Raw genomic sequence first — 21,313 nt, forward strand, 5'->3', positions numbered from 1 at the left:
GGCACCCCGACATGCATGCAGACCTGATTGAAGCGGCGCACCAACTGCGCCAGGCCCAGTCCAGTGGCCAGCCCTGCGCGCCGGTGCGCGGGCTGATCGCCCAGGCCCAGGCCGAGCACCCCCACAGCACCCTGGCCGACCTGGCCTACCAGGTGCAGCAGTACAACAACCAGGCGGCCATCGATGCCGGGCGCCGCCCGGTGGGCCACAAGATCGGCCTGACCTCGCGCGCCGTGCAACAGCAGCTGGGGGTGGACCAACCGGACTTCGGCCAACTGTTCGCCGACATGGCCCGCGGCGACGACCAGCCCATCGCCTGGCGCGACACCTGCCAGCCCAAGGTCGAAGCCGAGGTGGCCCTGGTGCTGGAACATGACCTGAACCATGAGCGCCACACCCTGGCCGACCTGATCCGTGCCACCGCTTTTGCCCTGCCGGCCATCGAGATTGTCGGCAGCCGCATTGCCCAGTGGGACATCCGCCTGAGCGACACCATCGCCGACAACGCCTCGTCCGGGCTGTTCGTGCTCGGCAGCCAGCCGGTGGCCCTGGAAAAACTCGACCTGGTGCGCTGCGGCATGAGCCTGACGCGGCGTGGCGAGCCGGTGTCGGTGGGCGCCGGCGCGGCCTGCCTGGGCAACCCGCTGAACGCCGCCCTGTGGCTGGCCGACACCCTGGCGCGCCTGGGCACGCCGCTGCGGGCCGGCGACATCCTGCTGACCGGCGCCCTCGGACCGATGGTCGCGGTGCAGCCGGGGGACCGTTTCACCGCGCACATCCAGGGCCTGGGCAGCGTCAGCGCCGCCTTCGCCAGCGCTCAATGACCCGGAGTCGTCCATGAACAGAACCCTCAACGCCGCCATCATCGGCTCCGGCAACATCGGCACCGACCTGATGCTGAAGATCCTTCGCCAGGGGCAGCATCTGAACATCAGTGCCATGGTCGGCATCGACCCGGCTTCCGACGGCCTGGAGCGGGCCAGGCGCCTGGGCGTGGCCACCACCCACGAAGGCGTCGAAGGCCTGCTGCGCATGCCTGAATTTGCCGCCATCGACATCGTTTTCGATGCCACCTCGGCCAGCGCCCACCGCCACAACGAAGCGCTGTTGCGCCAGGCCAAGCCAGGCATCCGCCTGATCGACCTGACCCCGGCGGCCATCGGCCCCTACTGCATTCCGGTGGTCAACCTGGAGCAGCACCTGCACAGCCTCAACCTGAACATGGTCACCTGCGGCGGCCAGGCGACCATTCCCATGGTCGCGGCGGTGTCGCGAGTGGCCCCGGTGCACTACGCGGAAATCGTCGCCTCGATTGCCAGCAAATCCGCCGGCCCCGGCACCCGGGCCAATATCGACGAATTCACCGAAACCACCCGCCATGCCATCGAAACCCTCGGCGGCGCCACCCGGGGCAAGGCGATCATCGTCATGAACCCAGCCGAACCGCCGCTGATCATGCGCGACACGGTGCTGATGCTGTCGGCCGCCGCCGATCAGCGGCAGGTCGAGGCCTCAATCACCGAGATGGCCGCGGCGGTGCAGGCCTATGTGCCCGGCTACCGGCTCAAGCAGCAGGTGCAGTTCGAGCCGATCCCGGCCTCGGCGCCGTTGCTGATCCCGGGCCTGGGGCGTTTCAGCGGGCTCAAGACCTCGGTGTTCCTGGAGGTCGAAGGCGCCGCCCATTACCTGCCCGCCTACGCCGGCAACCTCGACATCATGACCTGCGCCGCGCTGGCCACCGCCGAGCGCATGGCCCAGTCGCTGCTCAACCGCTGAAGGAGCTTCGCCATGACCTCCACCTCCGGCAACAAGCTCTACATTTCCGACGTGACCCTGCGCGACGGCATGCACGCCATCCGCCACCAGTACAGCCTGGATCAGGTCCAGGCCATCGCCCGGGCCCTGGACGCGGCCCGGGTCGACAGCATCGAAGTGGCCCACGGCGATGGCCTGCAGGGTTCCAGCTTCAACTACGGCTTTGGCGCCCACACCGACCTGGAGTGGATCGAAGCCGCCGCCGATGTGCTTGAACACGCGCGCATCGCCACCTTGCTGCTGCCCGGCATCGGCACCGTGCACGACCTCAAGGCCGCCTACCGCGCCGGCGCCCGGGTGGTGCGGGTGGCCACTCACTGCACCGAGGCCGATGTCTCGCGCCAGCACATCGAGTGCGCCCGGGAACTGGGCATGGACACCGTGGGTTTTCTGATGATGAGCCACATGACCAGCCCGGAAAACCTCGCCGTGCAAGCGCAGAAAATGGAAAGCTACGGCGCCACCTGCATCTACGTGGTGGACTCCGGCGGCGCGATGAACATGCAGGACATCCGCCTGCGTTTTCGGGCGCTCAAGGCCGTACTCAAGCCGGACACCGCCACCGGCATGCACGCCCACCACAACCTCGGCCTGGGGGTGGCCAACTCCCTGGTGGCCGTGGAAGAAGGTTGCCAGCGCATCGATGCCAGCCTCGCTGGCATGGGCGCCGGGGCCGGCAACGCGCCGCTGGAAGTGTTCATCGCCGCCGCCGACAAGCTGGGCTGGCACCACGGCACCGACCTCTATCGCCTGATGGACGCCGCCGACGACCTGGTGCGCCCGCTGCAGGACCGTCCGGTGCGGGTCGACCGCGAAACCCTGGCCCTGGGCTACGCCGGGGTCTACTCCAGCTTCCTGCGCCACGCCGAACAAGCCGCCCACACCTACGGCCTGAAAACCGTCGACATCCTGGTCGAGCTCGGCCGCCGGCGCATGGTCGGCGGCCAGGAAGACATGATCGTCGACGTCGCCCTTGACCTGCTCGCTGCCCGGGAGTCCCGCCCATGAACCTCGATCTTGCCCCCATCGCCAGTGCCCTGGATCAGGCCGCGCGCAACGCTCGCGCCCTGCCCCAGTTCAGCCAGCACACGCCCTTCGATCTGGAGCAGGCGTATCAGATCCAGCGCGCCTCCATGGCCCAGCGTTACGCCGACGGCGAACGCATGATCGGGCTCAAGCTGGGCTTCACCAGCCGCGCCAAGATGCAGCAGATGGGCGTCGACAGCCTGATCTGGGGCTGGCTCACCGACGCCATGCTGGAAGAAGACGGCGGCCTGCTGAACCTGGACCGCTACATCCACCCCCGGGCCGAACCGGAGCTGTGTTTTCTGACCCGGCGCGCCATCGACCGGCCCCTGACCCAGCTTGAAGCCGTGGACTACCTGGAGGCCGTGGCCCCGGCCATCGAGATCATCGACTCGCGCTACGAGGCGTTCAAATTCAGCCTGGAAGACGTGGTGGCGGACAACTGCTCCTCCGCCGGGCTGGTGGTCGGCCCCTGGTCCCGGGATTTTTCCACCCTGGCCAACGCCGGGGTGCTGATGCGCCTGGACGGTGCCCTGGTGGAGGCCGGTTCGACCGCGGCGATCCTCGGCCATCCGCTGCGCAGCCTGGTACACGCCTCGCAACTGCTGGCCCGGGCCGACATCAGCCTGCCCGCCGGCAGCCTGATCATGGCCGGCGCCGCCACCGCCGCCGTAGCCCTGACACCCGGCGCGCAGTTGACGGTGGAGATCAATGGCTACGGCGAATGCGCCTTCACCTGCAGCGGCCAGGCCCAGGGAGAACGCTCATGACCGCCAACCGCGCCACCCTGGTCCCGGGCAAGGCCAAGCCCCGCGGCCGCTTCCCCCACATCAAGCGCGCCGGCGACCTGCTGTTCGTCTCCGGCACCAGTTCACGCCGCCCGGACAACAGCTTCGAGGGGGTCGAGGTGGACGAGCTGGGCACCACCCGGCTGGACATCCGCGCCCAGACCCGGGCCGTGATCGAAAACATCCGCGATATCCTCGCCAGCGAAAACGCCGGGCTGCAGGACCTGGTGGAAATCAGCGCCTACCTGGTGGATATGAACGATTTCGGCCCCTACAACCAGGTCTACGCCGAGTACTTCGACGAACAGGGGCCGACCCGCACCACCGTGGCCGTGCATCAGTTGCCACACCCGCACCTGCGCATCGAAATCAAGGCGGTGGCCTACGCCCCGCTCAATCGCCGAGAACAATAACAATGGACAAGCACCACTACAGCGCACCGCTGAACTTCAACCGTTGGCTGGATGAACATGCCCATCTGCTGCTACCGCCGGTGGGCAACCGCCAGGTGTGGCAGGACGCCGACTTCATGGTCACCGTGGTCGGTGGCCCGAACCAGCGCACCGACTTTCACGACGACCCCATGGAAGAGTTCTTCTATCAGTTCAAGGGCAACGCCTACCTGAACATCTGGGACCGCGGCCGCTACGAACGCATCGACCTACGCGAGGGCGACATCTACCTGATGGCGCCCCACGTCATTCATTCCCCGCAACGCCCGGAGCCCGGCAGCCTGTGCCTGGTGCTGGAGCGCCAACGGCCTGCGGGCCTGCTGGACGCCCTGCAATGGTCCTGCGCGCGCTGCGGCACGCTGATCCAGCGCTATGAGATGCAACTGCAGAGCATCGTCAACGACCTGCCGCCGGTCTACGAACAGTTCTACGCCACCAGCGACGAGCAGCGCCGCTGCACCGGCTGCGGCGAAATCCACCCGGGCCGCGACTGGCAGACCTGGCACCACACCCTCAAGGCGGCGACCCCCTTATGAAAATCGACATGCATTCGCACTTCTTCCCCGACATCAGCCAGGCCGAGGCCGCGCGCCTGGACCCGGTGCGCGCGCCCTGGCTGCACAAGGACGGCGCCCGGGGCCAGATCATGGTCGGCGACAAAGCCTTTCGCCCGGTGCACGACGTGCTCTGGGACCCGGCGCGACGTGTCGAGCACCTGGACGAACAAGGCCTGGACCTGCAGATCATGTGCGCCACGCCAGTGATGTTCGCCTACGACGCGCCCATCGAACGCGCCCTGCCCTGGGCCCGGTTGATGAACGACCGGGCCATGGCCATGACCGCCGGCCACGAGCGCCGCCTCAAGGTCCTGGCCCAGGTGCCGCTGCAGGACCTCGACGCCGCCTGCGCCGAAGCCAGCCGGGCCCAGGCCATCGGCCACGTCGGCGTGCAGATCGGCAACCACGTGGGCAATCACGACCTGGACCACGATCATCTGGTGACCTTTCTCGACCATTGCGGACGCAACAACATCCCGGTGCTGGTGCACCCCTGGGACATGATGGGCGGCGAGCGCATGCGCAAATGGATGCTGCCGTGGCTAGTGGCGATGCCGGCGGAAACCCAACTGGGGATTCTGTCGCTGATTCTTTCCGGGGCCTTCGAGCGCCTGCCCGAATCCCTGCGCATCTGCTTCGCCCACGGCGGTGGCGGCTTCGCCTTTCTCCTGGGCCGGGTGGACAACGCCTGGCGTCACCGCGACATCGTCCGCGAAGACTGCCCGCAGTTGCCGTCCAGCTACGTCAAGCGCTTCTTTGTCGACTCGGCGGTGTTCGATCCCGGCGCCCTGAAACTGCTGGTGGAAGTGATGGGCAGTGAACGGGTGATGCTGGGTTCGGACTCACCCTTCCCCCTCGGCGAACAGCGCATCGGCAGCGGCATCGCCGAACACCCGACCCTGGCCGAAGCCGACAAGGCACGCCTGCTTGGCGGCAACGCCCAGGCCTTCTTCAACCTGTACTGAGTGCCCGCACTCAGCCCCCCATCCCCCTCGCTGCACCCGTCACCGTGGTCATCCGGCGGGCACCCCATGCCCGCCTCGAACAAAACCTATAAGGAGCCACCCATGTACGAGCGAACCCAACACCTCGGCGAACTCATCGACCGCAGTCCTCTGTCCGCCCTGCAAATGCGGGTGCTATTGCTGTGTTTCCTGATCGTCCTGCTGGACGGCTTCGACACCGCCGCCATCGGCTACATTGCCCCGGAACTGATCCAGCACTGGAACATCGAGCGGGCACAACTGGCCCCGGCCTTCGGTGCCGGGCTGTTCGGCATGCTCCTGGGCAGTTTCTGTTTCGGCCCCCTGGCCGACCGCCACGGACGCAAGGCCGTGCTGCTGACCTGCGTAGCGATCTTCGGCCTGGGCACCCTGGCCACGGCGCTTTCTCCGAACATCGAAGTACTGAGCATCCTGCGTTTTATCACCGGCATCGGCCTGGGCGGCGTGCTGCCCAACTGCATCACCTTGAGCTCGGAATACTCCCCGGCGCGGCGGCGCATGCTGCTGGTGACCCTGAGCTATTCCGGCTTCACCCTGGGCCTGGCCCTGGGCGGCGCGGTAGCCGGCGCACTGCTGCCCCGGGTGGGCTGGCAGGGCCTGCTGCTGATCGGCGGCCTGGCGCCCCTGCTGCTGTTGCCGGTGCTGTACCTGGCGCTGCCGGAATCGGTGTGCTTCATGGCCAACAGCCCGCGCCACACCGCCACCTTGCGCCGCATCATCACCCGCATCAGCGGCCAGTCCGACTGGGAACGGGTACGACTGGTGGGCGATAGCGGCGAGGCCGGCGCCCGCTCGCCCCTCTGGGCATTATTCAGCCCCGGCCAGCTGGCACGCACCCTGCTGCTGTGGCTGACCTTCTTCTGCTGCCTGTTCGTGTTCTACCTGCTGACCAACTGGCTGCCCACGGTGCTGCGGGCCAGCGGCTACGACACCGGCGGCGCGGCACGGATCAGCGCGATGATTCCCTTTGGCGGCGTACTCGGCGGCATCGCCATGGCCCTGCTGATGGACCGCATCGGCGCCCTGCGCATCCTGCCCTGGCTGTGCCTGATCGCCGCCTGCGCCCTGGCCCTGACCGGCAGCCAACTGCACAGCGCCGCCGGCACCCTGGCGATCGTGTTCCTGGCCGGTTTCAGCCTCACCGGCACCCTGAACAACCTCAGCGTGGTCGCCGCCACCCTCTACCCCACCACGTCCCGGGCCACCGGCGTGGCCTGGGCCCTGGCGGCCGGCCGCGCCGGCTCCATCGTCGGCTCGCTGCTCGGTGGCTGGCTGTTCAACAACGCCGGGGGCCTGGAAAAATTCTTCATGTGGATTGCCATCCCGGTGCTGCTGGCCGCGCTGGCGCTGGGGCTGATGAACCGCGCTCGGCACACAGCGGACACTGAGGCCAATGCAGCGGCTTGAATAAAAAGTACTCGCGCTTTTTGCCCAGCCACGCGCGGATGTGGATGTCCATGGCTGGCGCTCGGCACAAAAATCGCGATACTGCGCGACGGCATGCCAGCTAGTCACTGGCGTGCCGTCCAATCCAATACTGACGGACAAGGCCTGGACCATGAGCAGCCAAAAAACCACCGTTGGCGACATCGTGCTGATCCCCATCACCGAAGGCTTCAGGCCGGCCAAGGTGCTGTACGTTTCACAGCGCTATAAAGACACGATCCTGCTGGGCCTCTATGCAACTTGCGTCAGTGCCCAGCAACTGCCCGAGCCGCTTGCCGACACCTTTGCCCTGCTGCTCTATACCTCCAGGGCACCGGTGCAAAAGCAGCGCTGGCCCCGCGTCGGCCATGAAGCCCTGCGAGAAAGCCAGACCCGACTCGACCTGAGAGTGGTGGCCGGAGAGCTTTGGCAGGGTGATGAACATTTGGGTGTGGCCTCGGCAGAACAGCGCAAAATCCTGCCTGAGATGCTGGTCATGGGGGCTGGCCTGGTAGAGAAAAAAGCTGCAGCACTCAGCTAGGCAGAGACGGCTGCAAGCGCTGCCGGACAGACCATGGCGTTGCCCCTTGCGAGGCAACGCCATGGTCCTTGCAGCCTGCCTTCAAAAAATCTCGATCGGGTAATCGGTAATCAGCCGGAACTCGTCGATATTGCCCTCGCCCTGGGCCACATTGGCCCGGTGCCAGGTCTGACGCAGGCGAAAGCTCAGGTCTTTCAGCGGACCGTTCTGCACCACATAACGCGCTTCGAAGTTGATCTCACGGTGCACACCCTCCTTGCCATACATCCCGGCATAGGCGCTGCCCGCCGGCGTGTGCGTGCCGTCGATGCCGGAGCCGCGCAGGTAGCGGGTCATCAGGTTCCAGCCGGGCATGCCGTAGCCGGCCAGCGACAGGTCGTAGCGCAGTTGCCAGGAACGCTCGTTGGGGCCGTTGAAGTCCGAGTACTGCACCGAGTTGGGCAGGTAGATCGAGGCGCCCTGGTCGCGGCCATTGCGGCCGTTGCGGTCTAGGTCGCCCACCCCCAGGTAGTCGAACGGGGTGTTGCCGTCGACGTTCTGCAGCGCCAGGGTCAGGCGGTGGGCGCCCAAGCCATAGAACACCGAGGCGCCCAGGGTGGTGTTATTGATGGCTCCAGCTCTGGCTTGGCCGGTGTCAAGGGTGCGGTAGAGGTTGAGGTCGAAACCGGCCTGCCGACCCTGCCCCAGGTCGGTACGGCCATTGAGATTGGCGTAGTACTGGTTCCAGATGTCGGCGAAACGCGCCGCATAGAAGCTGGCGCCCAGGTCTTCGGTGAACGCGTACTGGCCGCCCAGGTAGTCCACCGAGGGCGTGGTGACGCCGGCATAGAAGGCCCAGAGGTCGCCATTGCTGTTGGTGGTGACGTGGCCGGTGGCCGAGGTGAAATGCCCGGCCTGCAGCTTGAGTTTGTCCAGTTCCTGGCTGTCCAGGGCAAAGCCGGTGGCGGTTTCCGGGATCAGGCGGTTGTGGCCGACGGCGAACACCGGGGTGTCCACCGACTGCTCGCCGAAACGCAGCACGCTTTCGGAGACTTTCAGTTTCAGCGCGGCACCGGCCTTGGCGTATTCGTTCGCCGGCTTGCCGTTGTCGTGGATCGGCAGGTTGTAGGTGCCGGTCTTGCCCCCGGAGGCATCCAGCTTGAGCCCGAGAGTGGCGAAGGCATCGACGCCGACGCCGACCGTGCCCTGAGTGAATCCGGATTCGAAGCGGCCGATAAAGCCCTGGGTCCAGTCCTTGCGGTCGGCACGGCCGTCCTGGACGCTGCGGTTGAGGTAGTAGTTGCGGGCCAGGATGCGCAGATGGCTGTCCTCGATGAAACCGGCCGGCTCCTCCCCAGCCCCGTGGACGCTCCAGGGCAGGCAACCCAGCAGCGGCAACAGCAAAAGCGGTGAACGGCGCATTACGTCAGACATGGCAAAACCCTTGGTGGATTATTGTTTTTGTAAAGGTGGCGACAGGGATCGACAGTGACCAAAGGCCCCGTGGGAGCCGGCTTGCCGACGAAGGCGATTACGCGGACCGCTTCGCCGACCAGCCGGCTCCCGCGAACGGGGTGCTCCGGAACTCAGGGTTGGATCGGCAACGGCTTGGGCGCCGCGGCGTCCAGCGACCGCTTGCCGCGAAAGCGCAGGTAGTAGATCAACAGGATCAGCGCCAGGAACGGCAACCCGCAGACCAGGGTCAGGAAGAACGGTTCGGTGAACAGCGTGGTGAGCATCACCGCCAGCATCAGCAGCAAGCCGCCCAAGCTGGTCCAGGGGTAGCCCCAGAGCTTGAACGCCAAGGGTTCAGAGCCCTGGCGTCGGCGAAAGAACAGGTGGGTGAGGAAGATCCCGGCCCAGGTGAACATGGCGCCGAACATGGCGATCGACATCATCAGGGTGAAGGCCTGGTCGGCGTAGGCCAGGTACAGCAAGGTGGCCAGGGCAATGCCCAGAGAGGACAGCAGCAGCGCCGCCAGGGGTACGCCGTTGCGACTCAGGCGGCCGAACAGCGCCGGTGCCTGGCCGGCCCGGGACAGGCTGAACATCAGCCGCGTGGTGATGTACAGCTGGCTGTTCATCGCCGACAGCGCCGCCACCAGGATCACCGCGTTGATCACCCCGCCGGCATAGGGAATGCCGGTGGCCGCCATGACCATGACGAAGGGGCTTTCGCCGCCGGTGTTGCGGCTCCAGGGCACGATGGCCAGGACCAGGGCGATGGTCAGCAGGTAGAACACCACCAGGCGCACCACGGTGATGCGAAAGGCCCGGGTCACTGCACGTTCCGGGTCCTTGGCCTCGCCTGCGGCCACCGCGATCATCTCGATGCTCAGGTAACTGAAGAAGGCCACGATCACCGCCACCCAGGTGCCCCAGGCGCCGTGGGGAAAGAAGCCGCCGTCGTTGCGGTAGTTGGCCAGGCCGATCCCGGAGCCGGGCGCCGCGCCGTACACCACCCAGGCCCCGAGCAGGATGAAGGCGACAATGGCGCACAGCTTGAGCAGCGAAAACAGGTATTCGATGCTACCGAACACCTTGACGCTGAAGGCGTTGGCCAGGATCAGCGCCAGGGAGAAACCGAGCATCCAGTAGCCCCCGGGCACCTCGGGGTACCAGTACTTCATGTACATCGCCGCGGCGGTGATTTCCGTGCCCACGGCAAACACGATGGAGGCCCAGTAGGCGTAGCGGATGGCGAAGCCGAACCAGGGCGCCACATAGAATTCGGCGAAGGAACCGAAAGACCCGGAAGTGGGGTGACGCACGGTCATTTCCGCCAGGCAGCCCATCAGCAACAGGGCGATCACCGCGCCGATGCCATAGCTGACCAGCACGCTGGGGCCGGCGAAGCCGATGGCGAAACTGCTGCCCAGGAACAGCCCGGTGCCGATCGCCCCGCCAATGGCGATCATCGACAGCTGGCCGCTGCTCAGGGTTTGCTTGAGACCTTTTTCTCGGTCTGCCACTTGCTGGAAGGTGCTTGTTGTTTTTGTCATGACACGCTTGCTCCAAGGCTTGGCACAGGGTTCAGGTCACCGCTTTGCGGGCCAGGAACTGCGGCTGGTTCCATTCGCCGCTGACGAGGATGTCCCGCAGCGCGCCGACGCAGGTCCAGATGTCTTCAAAGCGGTTGTACAGCGGGGCGAAACCGAAGCGCAGGATGTCCGGCGCGCGAAAATCACCGACGATGCCCCGGGCAATCAGGGCCTGCATCACCGGGTAGGCCTGGGGGTGGCTCAGGGAAACCTGGCTGCCGCGCTGCTCGGCATCGCGCGGGGTCTGCAACTGCACGCCCAACCCGGCCAGTTGCTCGTCACACAGGCGGATAAACAGCTCGGACAAGGCCAGGCTCTTGCTGCGCAAGGCCTGCAGGTCGACGCCGTCGAACACCTCCAGCGCCGCTTCCAGAGCCAGCACGCCCAACTGCGGCGCGGTGCCCACCAGCATCCGGTCGAGGCTCGGGTGCGGCAGGTAGTCATGGCTGAAATCGAAGGGTTTGGCGTGCCCGTGCCAACCGGTCAGCGGCTGGCGCAATTGGGCGATGTGACGCTCGGCGACAAACACGAAGGCCGGAGCGCCAGGGCCGCCATTGAGGTACTTGTAGCCGCAGCCCACCGCAAAGTCCGCGCCGGCCGCGTTCAGCTCCACCGGCATGGCGCCGGCCGAGTGGCACAGGTCCCAGACCACCAGCACCCCCAGCTCGTGGGCCCGCGCGGTGATCGCCGCCATGTCGTAGCGGCGACCGGTCTTGTAGTTGACGTGAGTGAGAGACAGGATTGCCACCTCGTCGCTGAGGGCATCGAGGATCTGTTCCGGATCAACGCACTGCAGCCGGCAGCCGGTCAGTTCCGCAACGCCCTGAGCGATGTACACATCGGTGGGAAAGTTGCCGTTCTCCGCCAGGATCACCCGGCGCGACGGCTGCATGCGCAAGGCCGCCACCAGCACCTTGAACAGGTTGATCGAGGTGGAATCGGCCACTATCACTTCGTGCCCCTGGGCACCGATCAGTCCGGCGATGCGGGCACCGGTGCGCTGCGGCGCCGGATACCAGTGGGCATCGTTCCAAGAGTTGATCAGGCCTTCGGCCCACTCCACCTTGAGCACCTGCTCCAGGCGCGCCGGAACATGGGCCGGCATGGCCCCCAGGGAGTTGCCGTCGAGGTAGATCTTGTGTTGCGGCAAGGTAAAACGCTGGCGACAGAAGGCCAGCGGGTCGGACTGATCCAACTGCTGGATCTGCTCCCGGGTACAGGGCGCGGAACGGCTCATGACGATCCCTCGGTATCGATGATTGGGGCGCCGGGGCCGCAGCAAACGGCCCTGGCGAGTCCGGATGCTAGCCAGGGTCGTCATTACTGGATAATAGAAAAGGCGGCCCTTTATATTCCCGCTGGTAATACCCAGCCCTGCTCACCGCCGGCCCTCCATCGGCGGGCCGCTCGGTAGCGCCGCAGCCGCCACAGCGCTGGCGCAAAGGCCCTGTCGACGACTTTTATTTGCGAAAGCTATTTCAAGTTGGTACGCCATATGCAAACGTTTGCGAGCTGCATTTTTGTGGGTGTTCGCCACCGCCCTGCGGGGGAACGGACACCAGGGACTTCACACCGCACGAACAGGGACTTTCCATGCACAATCGCTTCCCCCGCCCGGCTTGCCGCGGCCTGTTGGCTGCTTGCCTCGGGCTGGCCGGCGTTACCGCGCTACTCAGCCACGCCGCGCAGGCCCAATCCCCCACCCCGGACGCATCAGCCCAGGGCGAAAGCCTGAGCGCCGAGGTCCAGCCTGCGAAACAGGGCGCCTACCTCTCCGACTGGTACAACCAGGACCTGATGCTGATCGGCAGCAAGGACATCAGCTTCGGCCCGCGCCCGGCCGACGACATCTACCTGGAATACGAATACTTCGGGCGCAAGGGCCCCTTCGAGCTGTACGGCTATATCGACCTGCCGAAGATCCTCGACATCGGCAACAGCCACGACAAGGGCATCTGGGACCACGGCTCGCCGCTGTTCATGGAGCATGAGCCGCGGATCTCCATCGACTACCTGGCCGGCCGCAGCCTGGCCATCGGCCCGTTCAAGGAGTGGTACGTGGCCTTCGACTGGATCTACGACCACGGCAGCCGCACCGCCAACCGTGCCAATACCCTGTACAGCGGCCTGGGCACCGACATCGACACCCATTCGCGGGTCAGCCTCTCGGCCAACTTCTACGGCCGCTACCAGTGGGAAAACTACGGCGCCAGCAATGAATATTCCTGGGACGGCTACCGCGCCCAGCTCAAATACATCGTGCCCATCGACACCTTCAGCAACGGCGCCTCGCTGACCTACATCGGCTTCACCAATTTCGATTTCGGCTCCGACCTGCACAGGGACAACCCGGCGCGCACCGCCAATGCCACGGTGGCCACCAATGTGCTGCTGTATTCCTTCACCCACCTGCGCTTCACCCTGGTGGGCCGCTACTTTCACAACGGCGGCAACTGGGAGGACGGCAGCGTGCTGAACTTCGGCGATGGCGAGTTCCGCGCCCGCTCCAATGGCTGGGGCTATTACGCCGGGGTCGGCTATCAGTTCTAGGAGCAGTTGCAAGCGGCAAGCTACAAGCGGCAAGTCAGAGCAGTGCGATGAATTGCCATCTGTATCAGGCAGGATAAGCGCCGGTTAACGGCAGTCATGGAGGTTGTATGCGTGGGATTCAAAAGGGTTCGTGGGTATTGGGTTTGGGCGCGCTGATGGTCAGCGGTGCTTGGGCCAATGAGGCGCCGATCAGGCCCAAGGTGGTGCTGATCAGCATGTTCGCGCCGGAAGCGCAGCACTGGATCGAGCGCCTGGAGCTCAAGCGCGAGATCCGCGTGCCAGGGCTGGCGGCGGAGTATCCGGTGATTCGTTGCAACGACCGGGAGGTGTGTCTGCTGACCACCGGCATGGGCCAGACCAATGCCGCGGCCTCGACCCTGGCGCTGGCCCTGTCGCCGAAGTTCGACCTGCGTAAAAGCTATTTCCTGATTGCCGGGATCGCCGGCATCAGCCCGCACCACGGCACTATCGGCACCGCGGCCTGGGCCCATTACCTGGTGGAGTTCGGCACCCAGTGGGAAATCGATTCGCGGGATGCGCCCAAGGGCTGGCCTACCGGCTACCTGGGGATCAACACCAAGAGCCCGGATGAAAAGCCGCCCCTGGACTACAAGACCGAGGTCTTCGAACTGAACCCCAAGCTCCAGGCCAAGGCCTTCGCCCTGAGTCATAAGGTGAGCTTGAGCGAGAGCAAGGAATCGGCGGCCTGGCGCCTGAAATACCCCAAGGCCCCGGCCAACCAGCCGCCGGTGGTGACCCGCTGCGACACCCTGGCGGGCAATACCTGGTTTTCCGGCACTCGGCTGAGCGAGCGGGCCGAGGTCTGGACCCGCCTGCTGACCGACAACAAAGGCACCTACTGCACCACCCAGCAGGAAGACAACTCCACCTACGAAGCCTTGCTGCGGGCCAGCCGCGAGGGCCTGGTGGACATCCAGCGCCTGGCGGTGCTGCGCGCCGGCTCCGACTTCGACCGCCCGGCGCCGGGGGCCAGCGAAGTGGACAACCTGCTCAAGTACGCCGACCAGGGTGGCTTTGTCCCGGCCCTGGAGAACCTGTATCGAGCCGGCAACCCGCTGGTGCAGGACATCCTCGACAACTGGTCGGCCTGGGAAACAGGCGTCCCCGGAGCCTGAGCCCCAACCCCACCACCCGTAGCAGCCGGCTTGCCGGCGAAGGCGGTCTCAGGGGCCTCTTCGCTGGCAAGCCAGCTCCTACGGGGCGCAGGCGCATCGTGGGCGCTCAGGGGATGAGGATGACCTTCTCGCCGCGCCCCTGGTTCACTTCGGCGTAGCGCTCCAGGCCTTGCTCCAGGGGCGATTCGACCAAGCCTTCCGGCAGCGGCAGCCGGCCTTCATCGAAGTAGCGGCCGAACTGTTCCAGCATCGCCGCGCACGCCTCGACCCCGTACAGCAGCGAGTTGATGCCCACCACCGAGCCGCCCTTGCGGTACAGGGCCAGGGCCGGCAGTTGCACCTGACCGTCCAGCGGCGCGGCAATGATGGCGATGCGGCCAAAGGCGGCCAGGGCCGGCACCGAGGCCGGTAGCCAGAAACCGGTGGTGTCGAAGATCACCTCGGCACCGCCGGGGTGCACCTCCTCCACCTGGGCCGCCAGGGTTTCCGGCTGCTCCAGATGCAGGGTCGGGTAGCCCTGGGCTTCAAGCGCCTGAACCTGCTCCGCCCGCCGCGCCGCCGCCAGCACCCGGGCCCCGCGCACCTTGGCCAGGGCCAGGGCCGCCGTGGCTACCGCACCACCGCCGATCACCAGCAGTCGGGTGCCGGTGGTCACACCGCTGCGCTCCAGGGCATCCCAGGCGGTGGTGTACGGCACCCCGAGGCTCGCGGCCTGGGCAAAACTCAGGTGCCGAGGCTTGCGGGCCACGCCCTTGGCCGCCAGCACGACATATTCGGCATGGCTGCCATCGGCAAAGAACCCCAGCTCCTTGCCGGTGCCCCAAACCTCCTGACCGATCAGCTCGGCCGGGCCCTGCTCCACCACTCCGGCGAAATCCCGCCCGGGAATCCGCGGCAGCGTGGTGTAGGGAAAGCGCCCGAGCACGTTCTTCACGTCGCTGGGGTTGAGGCCCGCGGCCTGGATGCGGACCAGGACCTGACCGGCGCCCGGCACCGGGGTGGCAAGGTCCACCACCTGCAGGGCGGCAAGATCGCCGGTTGCGGAAAATTGCAGTGCTTTCATCGTCGGATCCATGGGTCAGGGGGAAAGAAAAAGTGCCTGTTCAGGACAGCCAACTGCTCACGAGCTGACGCCCCAGCGGCCACAACTGCTCGCCGCCGAGCATGCCCAACAGGCCCACCAGGGCAATGGCCGGCGGTGCCGGGGAACGCACCTGCAAGGCGCCGTACAGCAGGCCGACCAGCAGACCGGCGGCCAGGGAAATCAGGTAGTTCATGTCGCGCTCCAGAAGCCGTGGCGTCCGTGCCGGGGTGATGTGGCGTGTGCGACAAAGTCTAGGTGGCGAACGCTTGCGGCATCGGTCAAGTGCTTCAGGATTTCGGCCAAAGCGAAACCCGGGCGGTCGCTTGGCTGGCGTCCGCCTGATGCACCTCGTGGGCTCTTTGGATCTTCGCGTCGTCTTCGCAGCCTGCGGCAGCGGCTACACCTGGCTCGCGGCGGCGTACTGGGAAGGCGCGACACCCAGTTCGCGACGGAACATGTCGCTGAAACTGCCGGGGGAATAGCCCAGCTCACGGGCAATGCGGCTCACCGGTACGCCCTGGATCAGCTCCGCGGCAGCGGTGGCCAGTTGCACCTGCCGCCGCCATTCGGCGAACCCCAGGCCCAGCTGTTCCTTGAACAGCCGTGCCAGGGTACGCACGCTGGCCCCCGCCGCATCGGCGTGCTGTTCAAAGGAAATGGCCAGGGACGGCGCCGCCATCACCGCCTGGCACAGGTTGATCAGGCGCCGGTCGGAGGCATCCGGCAGGGCAATCTTCAACAGCGAGCGGCGGGCCCTGCGCAGTTCCAGCAGGGCCAGCCCCACCAGCGCCTCGTAGTACTCGGGCTGCGGTGGGTCGAGCTCCACCAGGCGCACGATGAGCTCGCGCAGCAGGTTATCCACCTGCAGCACCTGGACGCCGGGATCCAGGGTCGCCGCCAGGGACGGGCGCAGGTAGATATTGCGCATCTGCAAATCGCTGACCACGCGAATCCCGTGGCTGACCCCAGGGGGCAGCCAGACCGCGCGCTGCGGCGGCACCACCAGGGCCTCCTGGGGTGTCTCGACCCACATCACCCCGCTCATGGCGTAGAGCAACTGGCCCCAGTCGTGCTGATGGGGCTCGATGAACAAGCCGCGCGGATAAGTACGCGCCAGGGGTTGCACCGGGATCGCGGGGTCACTGAGGTCGGGAGGTGTGGCGAGGGCCATGGCAAGGTCGCGGCAAGTCGGCGGGCGCCCATGGTAACCAGCCACCGTGAATGCCGCCAAGCAGCGCCGCGGCCCACATCCACACGGGGCTCAAGCCCGCAGCCCGGCCCTGGCACCCAGGCGGCGAGCGCAGCCTCGGAAGATGACCGTCGGTAGCCGGGCGGGACATTTCGAGTGAATTTTTCCGCCACGCCAGAATCACTAAGGCATCACAGGGAGGAATAACGGCTTTATGAATAACGCAAAACTTTTCGTCATCGAATACACCCTCCACGGCGCGCCCAAGTCCTTCATCATCCGCCAGGAAAAGATGGACAACGCCGAGGCCTGGCACTGGGCCAGTTGCGACGCAGGCGTGGGTCGGATCGGACGTTTCGGCCGTGAACGGGTGAAGAAGACCAGCAAGCCCATGGCGGAAAAACTCGGCATCGAGAACGTCACCTGGCGCCCTTCGGTCTAGGCCCTGCCGATGGGGGTGGAGCTCTGGGGCTCCACCCGCCACAGCCGCGTCAACCGTGGGCGCCCTTGGCGCATTTGCAGCCCTCGGTGGAAGCGCAAGGTTCACCGTGGGCGTGATGGTCGGCGCACGCCTGGCAGCAGTAGTGCTTACCGTGACGGACAATCGAATGGGCTCCAAGCTTGCAGGTGCAAGCCGGACAGGCACAGGTTTGATTGGACATGGCAGTGTTCCTCGTGAACGGCCTTCTGATGAGACCCCAACAGCGCAGCGCCTGAAACAGCAGCGCGCAGCGCAGGGTTCGAGCACTTAAAAAGGTTAGGCCAATCCGCGCCCCTCACCCGGCCATGAGCGACTAAAGTGGTTCAGCCAGCGCAAGCGCGGACGGACGGACACCAGGCCCGCTGATGCTGCTGTCGCGACCTGATAAAAACCACACAAGGTCCCCAGTCGCCATGACCATGCTCTACGACGAACGCCTCGACGGCGCCCTGCCCGAAGTCGACCGCCAGGCCCTGATCCAGGCTCTACGCCAAGAACTTCCGGAACTGGAACTGCTGGACCAGCCAACCCAGCTCAAGCCCTACGAGTGCGACGGCCTCAGCGCCTACCGCAGCACGCCGATGCTGGTGGCCCTGCCCCGGCATCTGGATCAGGTGCAACGCATCCTGCAGATCTGCCATGCGCAGCGGGTGCCGGTAGTGGCCCGGGGCGCCGGCACCGGCCTGTCCGGCGGCGCCCTGCCCCTGGAGAAGGGCCTGCTGCTGGTGATGACGCGCTTCAAGGACATCCTGCAGATCGACCCCGCCGCGCGTTGTGCCAGGCTCCAGCCCGGGGTGCGCAACCTGGCGATCTCCCAGGCCGCCGCGCCCTTTGGCCTGTACTACGCCCCCGACCCGTCTTCGCAGATCGCCTGCTCGATTGGCGGCAACGTCGCGGAAAACGCCGGCGGCGTGCACTGCCTGAAATACGGTCTGACCGTGCACAACCTGCTCAAGGTCGAGATGCTCAGCATCGACGGCCAGCCCCTGACCCTGGGCAGCGAGGCCCTGGATTCGCAGGGCTTCGACCTGCTGGCGCTGTTCACCGGTTCCGAGGGCCTGCTGGGGGTGATCACCGAGGTCACGGTCAAGCTGCTGCCCAAGCCGCAGATCGCCAAGGTGCTGCTGGCGGCCTTCGACTCGGTGGAAGCCGCCGGCCGCGCGGTGGCCGAGATCATTGCCGCGGGGATCATCCCCGGCGGCCTGGAGATGATGGACAACCTGGCGCTGCGCGCCGCCGAAGACTTCATCCACGCCGGTTACCCGGTGGACGCCGAAGCCATCCTGCTGTGCGAACTGGACGGCGTGGAAGCCGATGTCCACGACGACTGCCAGCGGGTGCGCCAGGTACTGCAACGAGCCGGCGCCAGCGAGGTGCGCCAGGCCCGCGACGAAGCCGAGCGCGCGCGCTTCTGGGCCGGGCGCAAGAATGCCTTCCCGGCGGTGGGGCGCCTGGCGCCGGACTACTACTGCATGGACGGCAGCATTCCCCGGCGCCAGCTACCAGAAGTGCTGCGGGGCATCGCCCGCCTGGCCGACGAGCACCAGCTGCGGGTAGCCAACGTGTTCCATGCCGGCGACGGCAACATGCACCCGCTGATCCTGTTCGACGCCAACCAGCCCGGCGAGCTGCAACGGGCCGAGGCCCTGGGCGGCAAGATCCTCGAACTGTGCGTGGCGGTGGGCGGCAGCATCACCGGCGAACACGGCGTGGGCCGGGAGAAAATCAACCAGATGTGCGCCCAGTTCACCCCCCACGAGCTAGCGCTGTTCCACGCCATCAAGGCGGCCTTCGACCCCCTCGGCCTGCTCAACCCCGGCAAGAACATCCCGACCCTGCAGCGCTGCGCCGAATTCGGCGCCATGCACATCCACCACGGGCAACTGCCCTTCCCCGAACTGGAGCGCTTCTGATGAGCACCGACAGCGATTTCGATGCCGTAGAGACGTTGCTGGAGCAGGTACGCGACGCCCTGCAGAGCCATACCCCGCTGCGCATCCAGGGTTCCAACAGCAAGGCCTTTCTCGGCCGCGAGTGCGCCGGGGAAATCCTCGACACCCGCAGCCATCGCGGCATCGTCAGCTACGACCCCACCGAGCTGGTGATCAGCGTCCGAGCCGGCACCCCGCTCAGCGAGTTGCACGCCACCCTGGAGGCCGCCGGGCAGATGCTGCCTTGCGAGCCGCCATCCTTCGGCGCTGGCGCCACCGTCGGCGGCATGCTCGCCAGCGGCCTGTCCGGGCCGCGTCGGCCCTGGGCCGGCGCGGTGCGGGATTTCGTTCTCGGCACCCGGATCATCAGCGGCAGCGGCCAGCACCTGCGCTTTGGCGGCGAGGTGATGAAGAACGTCGCCGGCTATGACCTGTCGCGGCTGATGGCCGGCAGCTACGGCTGCCTGGGGCTGATCACCGAAGTCTCGCTGAAAGTCCTGCCCAAGCCCCGGCAATGCCTGAGCCTGAGCCTGGAAATGGACCGCCAGCGCGCCCTCGCGCAACTGGCCGAATGGGGCCAGCAGCCCCTGCCGATCAGCGCCGCCTGCCATGACGGTGAGCGCCTGCACCTGCGCCTGGAGGGCGGCGAAGGCTCGGTGGCGGCGGCCCATGAGCGCCTGGGCGGCGAGCCCCTGGAGGCGGGCTACTGGAGCCTGCTCAATGAACAGCAACTGGCGTTCTTCGACCCTGGCCCGCCGCTGTGGCGCCTGTCGCTGCCGCACAACACGCCGCTGCTGGCCCTGCCCGGCGAACAGCTGCTGGACTGGGGCGGTGCCCAGCGCTGGCTGAAGACCGATGCCACGGCCGCCGAGATCCGCGCCGCGGTCAGCGCCGTCGGCGGCCACGCCAGCTGCTACAGCCACGGCCTGCAGGACAGCCCGTTCCAGCCCCTGGCGCCGACCCTGCTGCACTACCACCAACGGCTCAAGGCGCAGCTGGACCCGCAAGGGATTTTCAACCCCGGCCGACTCTACGCGGAGCTCTAGACCATGCAGACCACCCTCAGCCCCGAAGCCCGGCAACTGCCCCGGGCCGCCGAAGCCGAGCGCATCCTGCGCAGCTGCGTGCACTGCGGCTTCTGCAATGCCACCTGCCCCACCTACCAGTTGCTGGGCGACGAGCTGGACGGCCCGCGGGGGCGCATCTACCTGATCAAGCAGGTACTCGAAGGCGCCCCAGCCACCTCCCAGGCCCAGCAGCACCTGGACCGCTGCCTGTCGTGCCGCAACTGCGAGAGCACCTGCCCGTCCGGGGTCGACTACCACAACCTGCTGGACATCGGCCGCGCCGTGGTCGACGCCGCTGTACCCCGCCCCGCCGGCCAGCAACTGCTGCGCCATGGCCTGCGGGCCCTCTGCGCCAACACGCAACTGTTCAAGGCCCTGATCCAGGGCGGCAGCCGCCTGCGCCCGCTGCTGCCCCAAGCGGTGCAGGACAAGCTGCCGCGCCAGTTGCCCACGGCCAAGCCGCGCCCCGCCCCACGGCATTCGCGGCGCGTGCTGTTGCTTGAAGGCTGCGTGCAACCGGGGCTGTCGCCCAATACCAATGCCGCCACGGCGCGGGTCCTCGACCGCCTGGGCATCAGCGTGCAACCGGTCGCCGAGGCCGGCTGCTGCGGCGCCGTGGACTATCACCTCGACGCCCAGGAAGCCGGCCTGCAACGGGCCCGGCGCAACATCGACGCCTGGTGGCCGTACCTGCAACAGGGCGCCGAGGCGATCGTCCAGACCGCCAGCGGTTGCGGCGCCTTCATCAAGGACTACCAGCACCTGCTGGCCCATGATCCGGCCTACGCGGCCAAGGCCCGGCAGGTCAGCGCCCTGGCCCGGGACCTGGTGGAAGTGCTGCGCGACGAACCCCTGGAACAGCTCGGCGCCCACAGCGACCAGCGCCTGGCCTTTCATTGCCCTTGCACCCTGCAGCACGCGCAAAAGCTCGGCGGCGCCGTGGAAAGCCTGCTGCAACGCCTGGGCTTCCACCTCACCGCGGTGCCCGACAGCCACCTGTGCTGCGGCTCGGCGGGCACCTATTCACTGACCCAGCCGGCGCTGGCGCGGCAACTGCGAGACGACAAGCTGCGGGCCCTGGAAAGTGGCCGGCCGGACCTGATCGTCACCGCCAACATCGGCTGCCAGAGCCACCTGGATGGCGCCGGCCGCACCCCGGTCCGCCACTGGATCGAAGTGCTGGACTAAGCGGCAAGCTTCAAGCTTCAAGCTTCAGGCTTGCGGCTTATGGCTTGCGGCTTGCGGCT

22 protein-coding genes are annotated in these 21,313 nt (G+C 66.7%); 15 read left to right on the forward strand and 7 right to left on the reverse strand.

Translation table 11 applies throughout. The features are described 5' to 3' along the window. Positions 1–11 precede the first annotated feature (11 nt). The 9 genes from DNK59_RS16825 (at position 12) to DNK59_RS16865 (ending at position 7,608) form a co-directional block, all read left to right on the forward strand. Positions 12–824, forward strand: a complete 813-nt coding sequence (locus DNK59_RS16825; protein ID WP_110723942.1) for a 2-keto-4-pentenoate hydratase — start codon at positions 12–14, stop codon at positions 822–824. 13 nt (positions 825–837) lie between these two features. Further along, entirely contained in the window at positions 838–1,776 is a 939-nt protein-coding gene (locus DNK59_RS16830) for an acetaldehyde dehydrogenase (acetylating) (protein ID WP_110723943.1), read from the forward strand. A gap of 12 nt (positions 1,777–1,788) precedes the next feature. Further along, the gene (gene dmpG, locus DNK59_RS16835) at positions 1,789–2,823 is read left to right on the forward strand and encodes a 4-hydroxy-2-oxovalerate aldolase (protein WP_110723944.1); all 1,035 of its coding nucleotides are present in this window, start codon (positions 1,789–1,791) and stop codon (positions 2,821–2,823) included. Beyond that, entirely contained in the window at positions 2,820–3,611 is a 792-nt protein-coding gene (locus DNK59_RS16840; protein WP_110723945.1) for a 2-keto-4-pentenoate hydratase, read from the forward strand. Before dmpG ends, DNK59_RS16840 begins: the two co-directional genes overlap by 4 nt. Further along, positions 3,608–4,042: a RidA family protein gene (locus DNK59_RS16845; RefSeq protein WP_110723946.1), complete on the forward strand. Its 435-nt coding sequence runs from the start codon at positions 3,608–3,610 to the stop codon at positions 4,040–4,042. The genes DNK59_RS16840 and DNK59_RS16845 overlap by 4 nt, the downstream gene beginning before the upstream one ends. 2 nt (positions 4,043–4,044) lie before the next feature. Continuing rightward, complete coding sequence (locus DNK59_RS16850; RefSeq protein WP_110723947.1) at positions 4,045–4,617, forward strand: 3-hydroxyanthranilate 3,4-dioxygenase; 573 nt, start codon at positions 4,045–4,047, stop codon at positions 4,615–4,617. After that, positions 4,614–5,603: an amidohydrolase family protein gene (locus tag DNK59_RS16855; RefSeq protein WP_110723948.1), complete on the forward strand. Its 990-nt coding sequence runs from the start codon at positions 4,614–4,616 to the stop codon at positions 5,601–5,603. The genes DNK59_RS16850 and DNK59_RS16855 overlap by 4 nt, the downstream gene beginning before the upstream one ends. Positions 5,604–5,705: 102 nt before the next feature. Beyond that, positions 5,706–7,049: an MFS transporter gene (locus DNK59_RS16860; protein ID WP_110723949.1), complete on the forward strand. Its 1,344-nt coding sequence runs from the start codon at positions 5,706–5,708 to the stop codon at positions 7,047–7,049. A gap of 112 nt (positions 7,050–7,161) precedes the next feature. Continuing rightward, positions 7,162–7,608 (forward strand): hypothetical protein, encoded by a 447-nt coding sequence (locus tag DNK59_RS16865; protein WP_146249910.1) that lies wholly within the window; start codon positions 7,162–7,164, stop codon positions 7,606–7,608. Positions 7,609–7,689: 81 nt separating this feature from the next. Here DNK59_RS16865 and DNK59_RS16870 read toward each other — a convergent pair whose 3' ends face one another. The 3 genes from DNK59_RS16870 to kynU form a co-directional block, all read right to left on the reverse strand. Further along, a complete protein-coding gene (locus tag DNK59_RS16870) occupies positions 7,690–9,021 on the reverse strand; it encodes an OprD family porin (RefSeq protein WP_110723951.1) in 1,332 nt (443 codons plus the stop codon). A gap of 152 nt (positions 9,022–9,173) precedes the next feature. After that, on the reverse strand, positions 9,174–10,589 hold the full coding sequence (locus DNK59_RS16875; protein ID WP_110723952.1) for an amino acid permease: 1,416 nt from the start codon (positions 10,587–10,589) through the stop codon (positions 9,174–9,176). Positions 10,590–10,620: 31 nt separating this feature from the next. Continuing rightward, a complete protein-coding gene (gene kynU, locus DNK59_RS16880; RefSeq protein WP_110723953.1) occupies positions 10,621–11,865 on the reverse strand; it encodes a kynureninase in 1,245 nt (414 codons plus the stop codon). A 356-nt stretch (positions 11,866–12,221) separates the two neighbouring features. Between kynU and DNK59_RS16885 the strand changes: the two genes are divergently transcribed. Beyond that, positions 12,222–13,178 (forward strand): nucleoside-specific channel-forming protein Tsx, encoded by a 957-nt coding sequence (locus DNK59_RS16885; RefSeq protein ID WP_110723954.1) that lies wholly within the window; start codon positions 12,222–12,224, stop codon positions 13,176–13,178. Positions 13,179–13,285: 107 nt separating this feature from the next. Beyond that, the gene (locus tag DNK59_RS16890; protein ID WP_110723955.1) at positions 13,286–14,314 is read left to right on the forward strand and encodes a purine nucleoside permease; all 1,029 of its coding nucleotides are present in this window, start codon (positions 13,286–13,288) and stop codon (positions 14,312–14,314) included. Between the two features lie 106 nt (positions 14,315–14,420). On the opposite strand, the gene DNK59_RS16895 is transcribed toward DNK59_RS16890, so the two are convergent. The 3 genes from DNK59_RS16895 to DNK59_RS16905 all read right to left on the reverse strand — a co-directional run bounded on the left by DNK59_RS16895 (position 14,421) and on the right by DNK59_RS16905 (position 16,569). Then, positions 14,421–15,377, reverse strand: coding sequence for a zinc-binding alcohol dehydrogenase family protein (locus DNK59_RS16895; protein WP_110723956.1), 957 nt, complete (start codon positions 15,375–15,377; stop codon positions 14,421–14,423). A 40-nt stretch (positions 15,378–15,417) separates the two neighbouring features. Continuing rightward, entirely contained in the window at positions 15,418–15,591 is a 174-nt protein-coding gene (locus DNK59_RS16900; RefSeq protein WP_110723957.1) for a DUF1427 family protein, read from the reverse strand. A gap of 204 nt (positions 15,592–15,795) precedes the next feature. Continuing rightward, positions 15,796–16,569 carry a helix-turn-helix domain-containing protein gene (locus DNK59_RS16905; protein WP_110723958.1) on the reverse strand — a complete coding sequence of 258 codons (774 nt, stop codon included), beginning with the start codon at positions 16,567–16,569 and terminating at the stop codon, positions 15,796–15,798. A 232-nt stretch (positions 16,570–16,801) separates the two neighbouring features. Here DNK59_RS16905 and DNK59_RS16910 point away from each other — a divergent pair, with 232 nt between their 5' ends. After that, entirely contained in the window at positions 16,802–17,029 is a 228-nt protein-coding gene (locus DNK59_RS16910; protein ID WP_092315906.1) for a DUF6555 family protein, read from the forward strand. A 49-nt stretch (positions 17,030–17,078) separates the two neighbouring features. On the opposite strand, the gene DNK59_RS16915 is transcribed toward DNK59_RS16910, so the two are convergent. After that, positions 17,079–17,249 carry a metallothionein gene (locus DNK59_RS16915; RefSeq protein ID WP_016965497.1) on the reverse strand — a complete coding sequence of 57 codons (171 nt, stop codon included), beginning with the start codon at positions 17,247–17,249 and terminating at the stop codon, positions 17,079–17,081. Between the two features lie 232 nt (positions 17,250–17,481). Between DNK59_RS16915 and glcD the strand changes: the two genes are divergently transcribed. The 3 genes from glcD to glcF are packed head-to-tail and all read left to right on the forward strand — an operon-like array spanning position 17,482 to position 21,254. Beyond that, positions 17,482–18,981 (forward strand): glycolate oxidase subunit GlcD, encoded by a 1,500-nt coding sequence (gene glcD, locus DNK59_RS16920; protein WP_110723959.1) that lies wholly within the window; start codon positions 17,482–17,484, stop codon positions 18,979–18,981. Continuing rightward, a complete protein-coding gene (gene glcE / locus DNK59_RS16925; RefSeq protein WP_110723960.1) occupies positions 18,981–20,045 on the forward strand; it encodes a glycolate oxidase subunit GlcE in 1,065 nt (354 codons plus the stop codon). Before glcD ends, glcE begins: the two co-directional genes overlap by 1 nt. A 3-nt stretch (positions 20,046–20,048) precedes the next feature. After that, a complete protein-coding gene (gene glcF / locus DNK59_RS16930; protein ID WP_110723961.1) occupies positions 20,049–21,254 on the forward strand; it encodes a glycolate oxidase subunit GlcF in 1,206 nt (401 codons plus the stop codon). Positions 21,255–21,313: the final 59 nt, after the last annotated feature.

Source organism: Pseudomonas sp. TKO26 (assembly GCF_003225665.1).
Lineage (GTDB): Bacteria > Pseudomonadota > Gammaproteobacteria > Pseudomonadales > Pseudomonadaceae > Aquipseudomonas > Aquipseudomonas saponiphila.

Excerpts from the sequence above, each read along its gene's own strand:
- DNK59_RS16850 (WP_110723947.1), top strand. The coding sequence starts at position 4,045 with ATGGACAAGCACCACTACAGCGCACCGCTGAACTTCAACCGTTGGCTG.
- glcD (WP_110723959.1), top strand. The coding sequence starts at position 17,482 with ATGACCATGCTCTACGACGAACGCCTCGACGGCGCCCTGCCCGAAGTC.
- DNK59_RS16885 (WP_110723954.1), top strand. The coding sequence starts at position 12,222 with ATGCACAATCGCTTCCCCCGCCCGGCTTGCCGCGGCCTGTTGGCTGCT.
- DNK59_RS16875 (WP_110723952.1), bottom strand. The coding sequence starts at position 10,589 with ATGACAAAAACAACAAGCACCTTCCAGCAAGTGGCAGACCGAGAAAAA.
- DNK59_RS16915 (WP_016965497.1), bottom strand. The coding sequence starts at position 17,249 with ATGTCCAATCAAACCTGTGCCTGTCCGGCTTGCACCTGCAAGCTTGGA.
- DNK59_RS16855 (WP_110723948.1), top strand. The coding sequence starts at position 4,614 with ATGAAAATCGACATGCATTCGCACTTCTTCCCCGACATCAGCCAGGCC.
- DNK59_RS16825 (WP_110723942.1), top strand. The coding sequence starts at position 12 with ATGCATGCAGACCTGATTGAAGCGGCGCACCAACTGCGCCAGGCCCAG.
- dmpG (WP_110723944.1), top strand. The coding sequence starts at position 1,789 with ATGACCTCCACCTCCGGCAACAAGCTCTACATTTCCGACGTGACCCTG.
- DNK59_RS16890 (WP_110723955.1), top strand. The coding sequence starts at position 13,286 with ATGCGTGGGATTCAAAAGGGTTCGTGGGTATTGGGTTTGGGCGCGCTG.
- DNK59_RS16905 (WP_110723958.1), bottom strand. The coding sequence starts at position 16,569 with ATGGCCCTCGCCACACCTCCCGACCTCAGTGACCCCGCGATCCCGGTG.
- glcE (WP_110723960.1), top strand. The coding sequence starts at position 18,981 with ATGAGCACCGACAGCGATTTCGATGCCGTAGAGACGTTGCTGGAGCAG.
- DNK59_RS16830 (WP_110723943.1), top strand. The coding sequence starts at position 838 with ATGAACAGAACCCTCAACGCCGCCATCATCGGCTCCGGCAACATCGGC.
- DNK59_RS16895 (WP_110723956.1), bottom strand. The coding sequence starts at position 15,377 with ATGAAAGCACTGCAATTTTCCGCAACCGGCGATCTTGCCGCCCTGCAG.
- DNK59_RS16910 (WP_092315906.1), top strand. The coding sequence starts at position 16,802 with ATGAATAACGCAAAACTTTTCGTCATCGAATACACCCTCCACGGCGCG.
- DNK59_RS16870 (WP_110723951.1), bottom strand. The coding sequence starts at position 9,021 with ATGTCTGACGTAATGCGCCGTTCACCGCTTTTGCTGTTGCCGCTGCTG.
- DNK59_RS16845 (WP_110723946.1), top strand. The coding sequence starts at position 3,608 with ATGACCGCCAACCGCGCCACCCTGGTCCCGGGCAAGGCCAAGCCCCGC.
- kynU (WP_110723953.1), bottom strand. The coding sequence starts at position 11,865 with ATGAGCCGTTCCGCGCCCTGTACCCGGGAGCAGATCCAGCAGTTGGAT.
- DNK59_RS16860 (WP_110723949.1), top strand. The coding sequence starts at position 5,706 with ATGTACGAGCGAACCCAACACCTCGGCGAACTCATCGACCGCAGTCCT.
- DNK59_RS16840 (WP_110723945.1), top strand. The coding sequence starts at position 2,820 with ATGAACCTCGATCTTGCCCCCATCGCCAGTGCCCTGGATCAGGCCGCG.
- DNK59_RS16900 (WP_110723957.1), bottom strand. The coding sequence starts at position 15,591 with ATGAACTACCTGATTTCCCTGGCCGCCGGTCTGCTGGTCGGCCTGCTG.
- glcF (WP_110723961.1), top strand. The coding sequence starts at position 20,049 with ATGCAGACCACCCTCAGCCCCGAAGCCCGGCAACTGCCCCGGGCCGCC.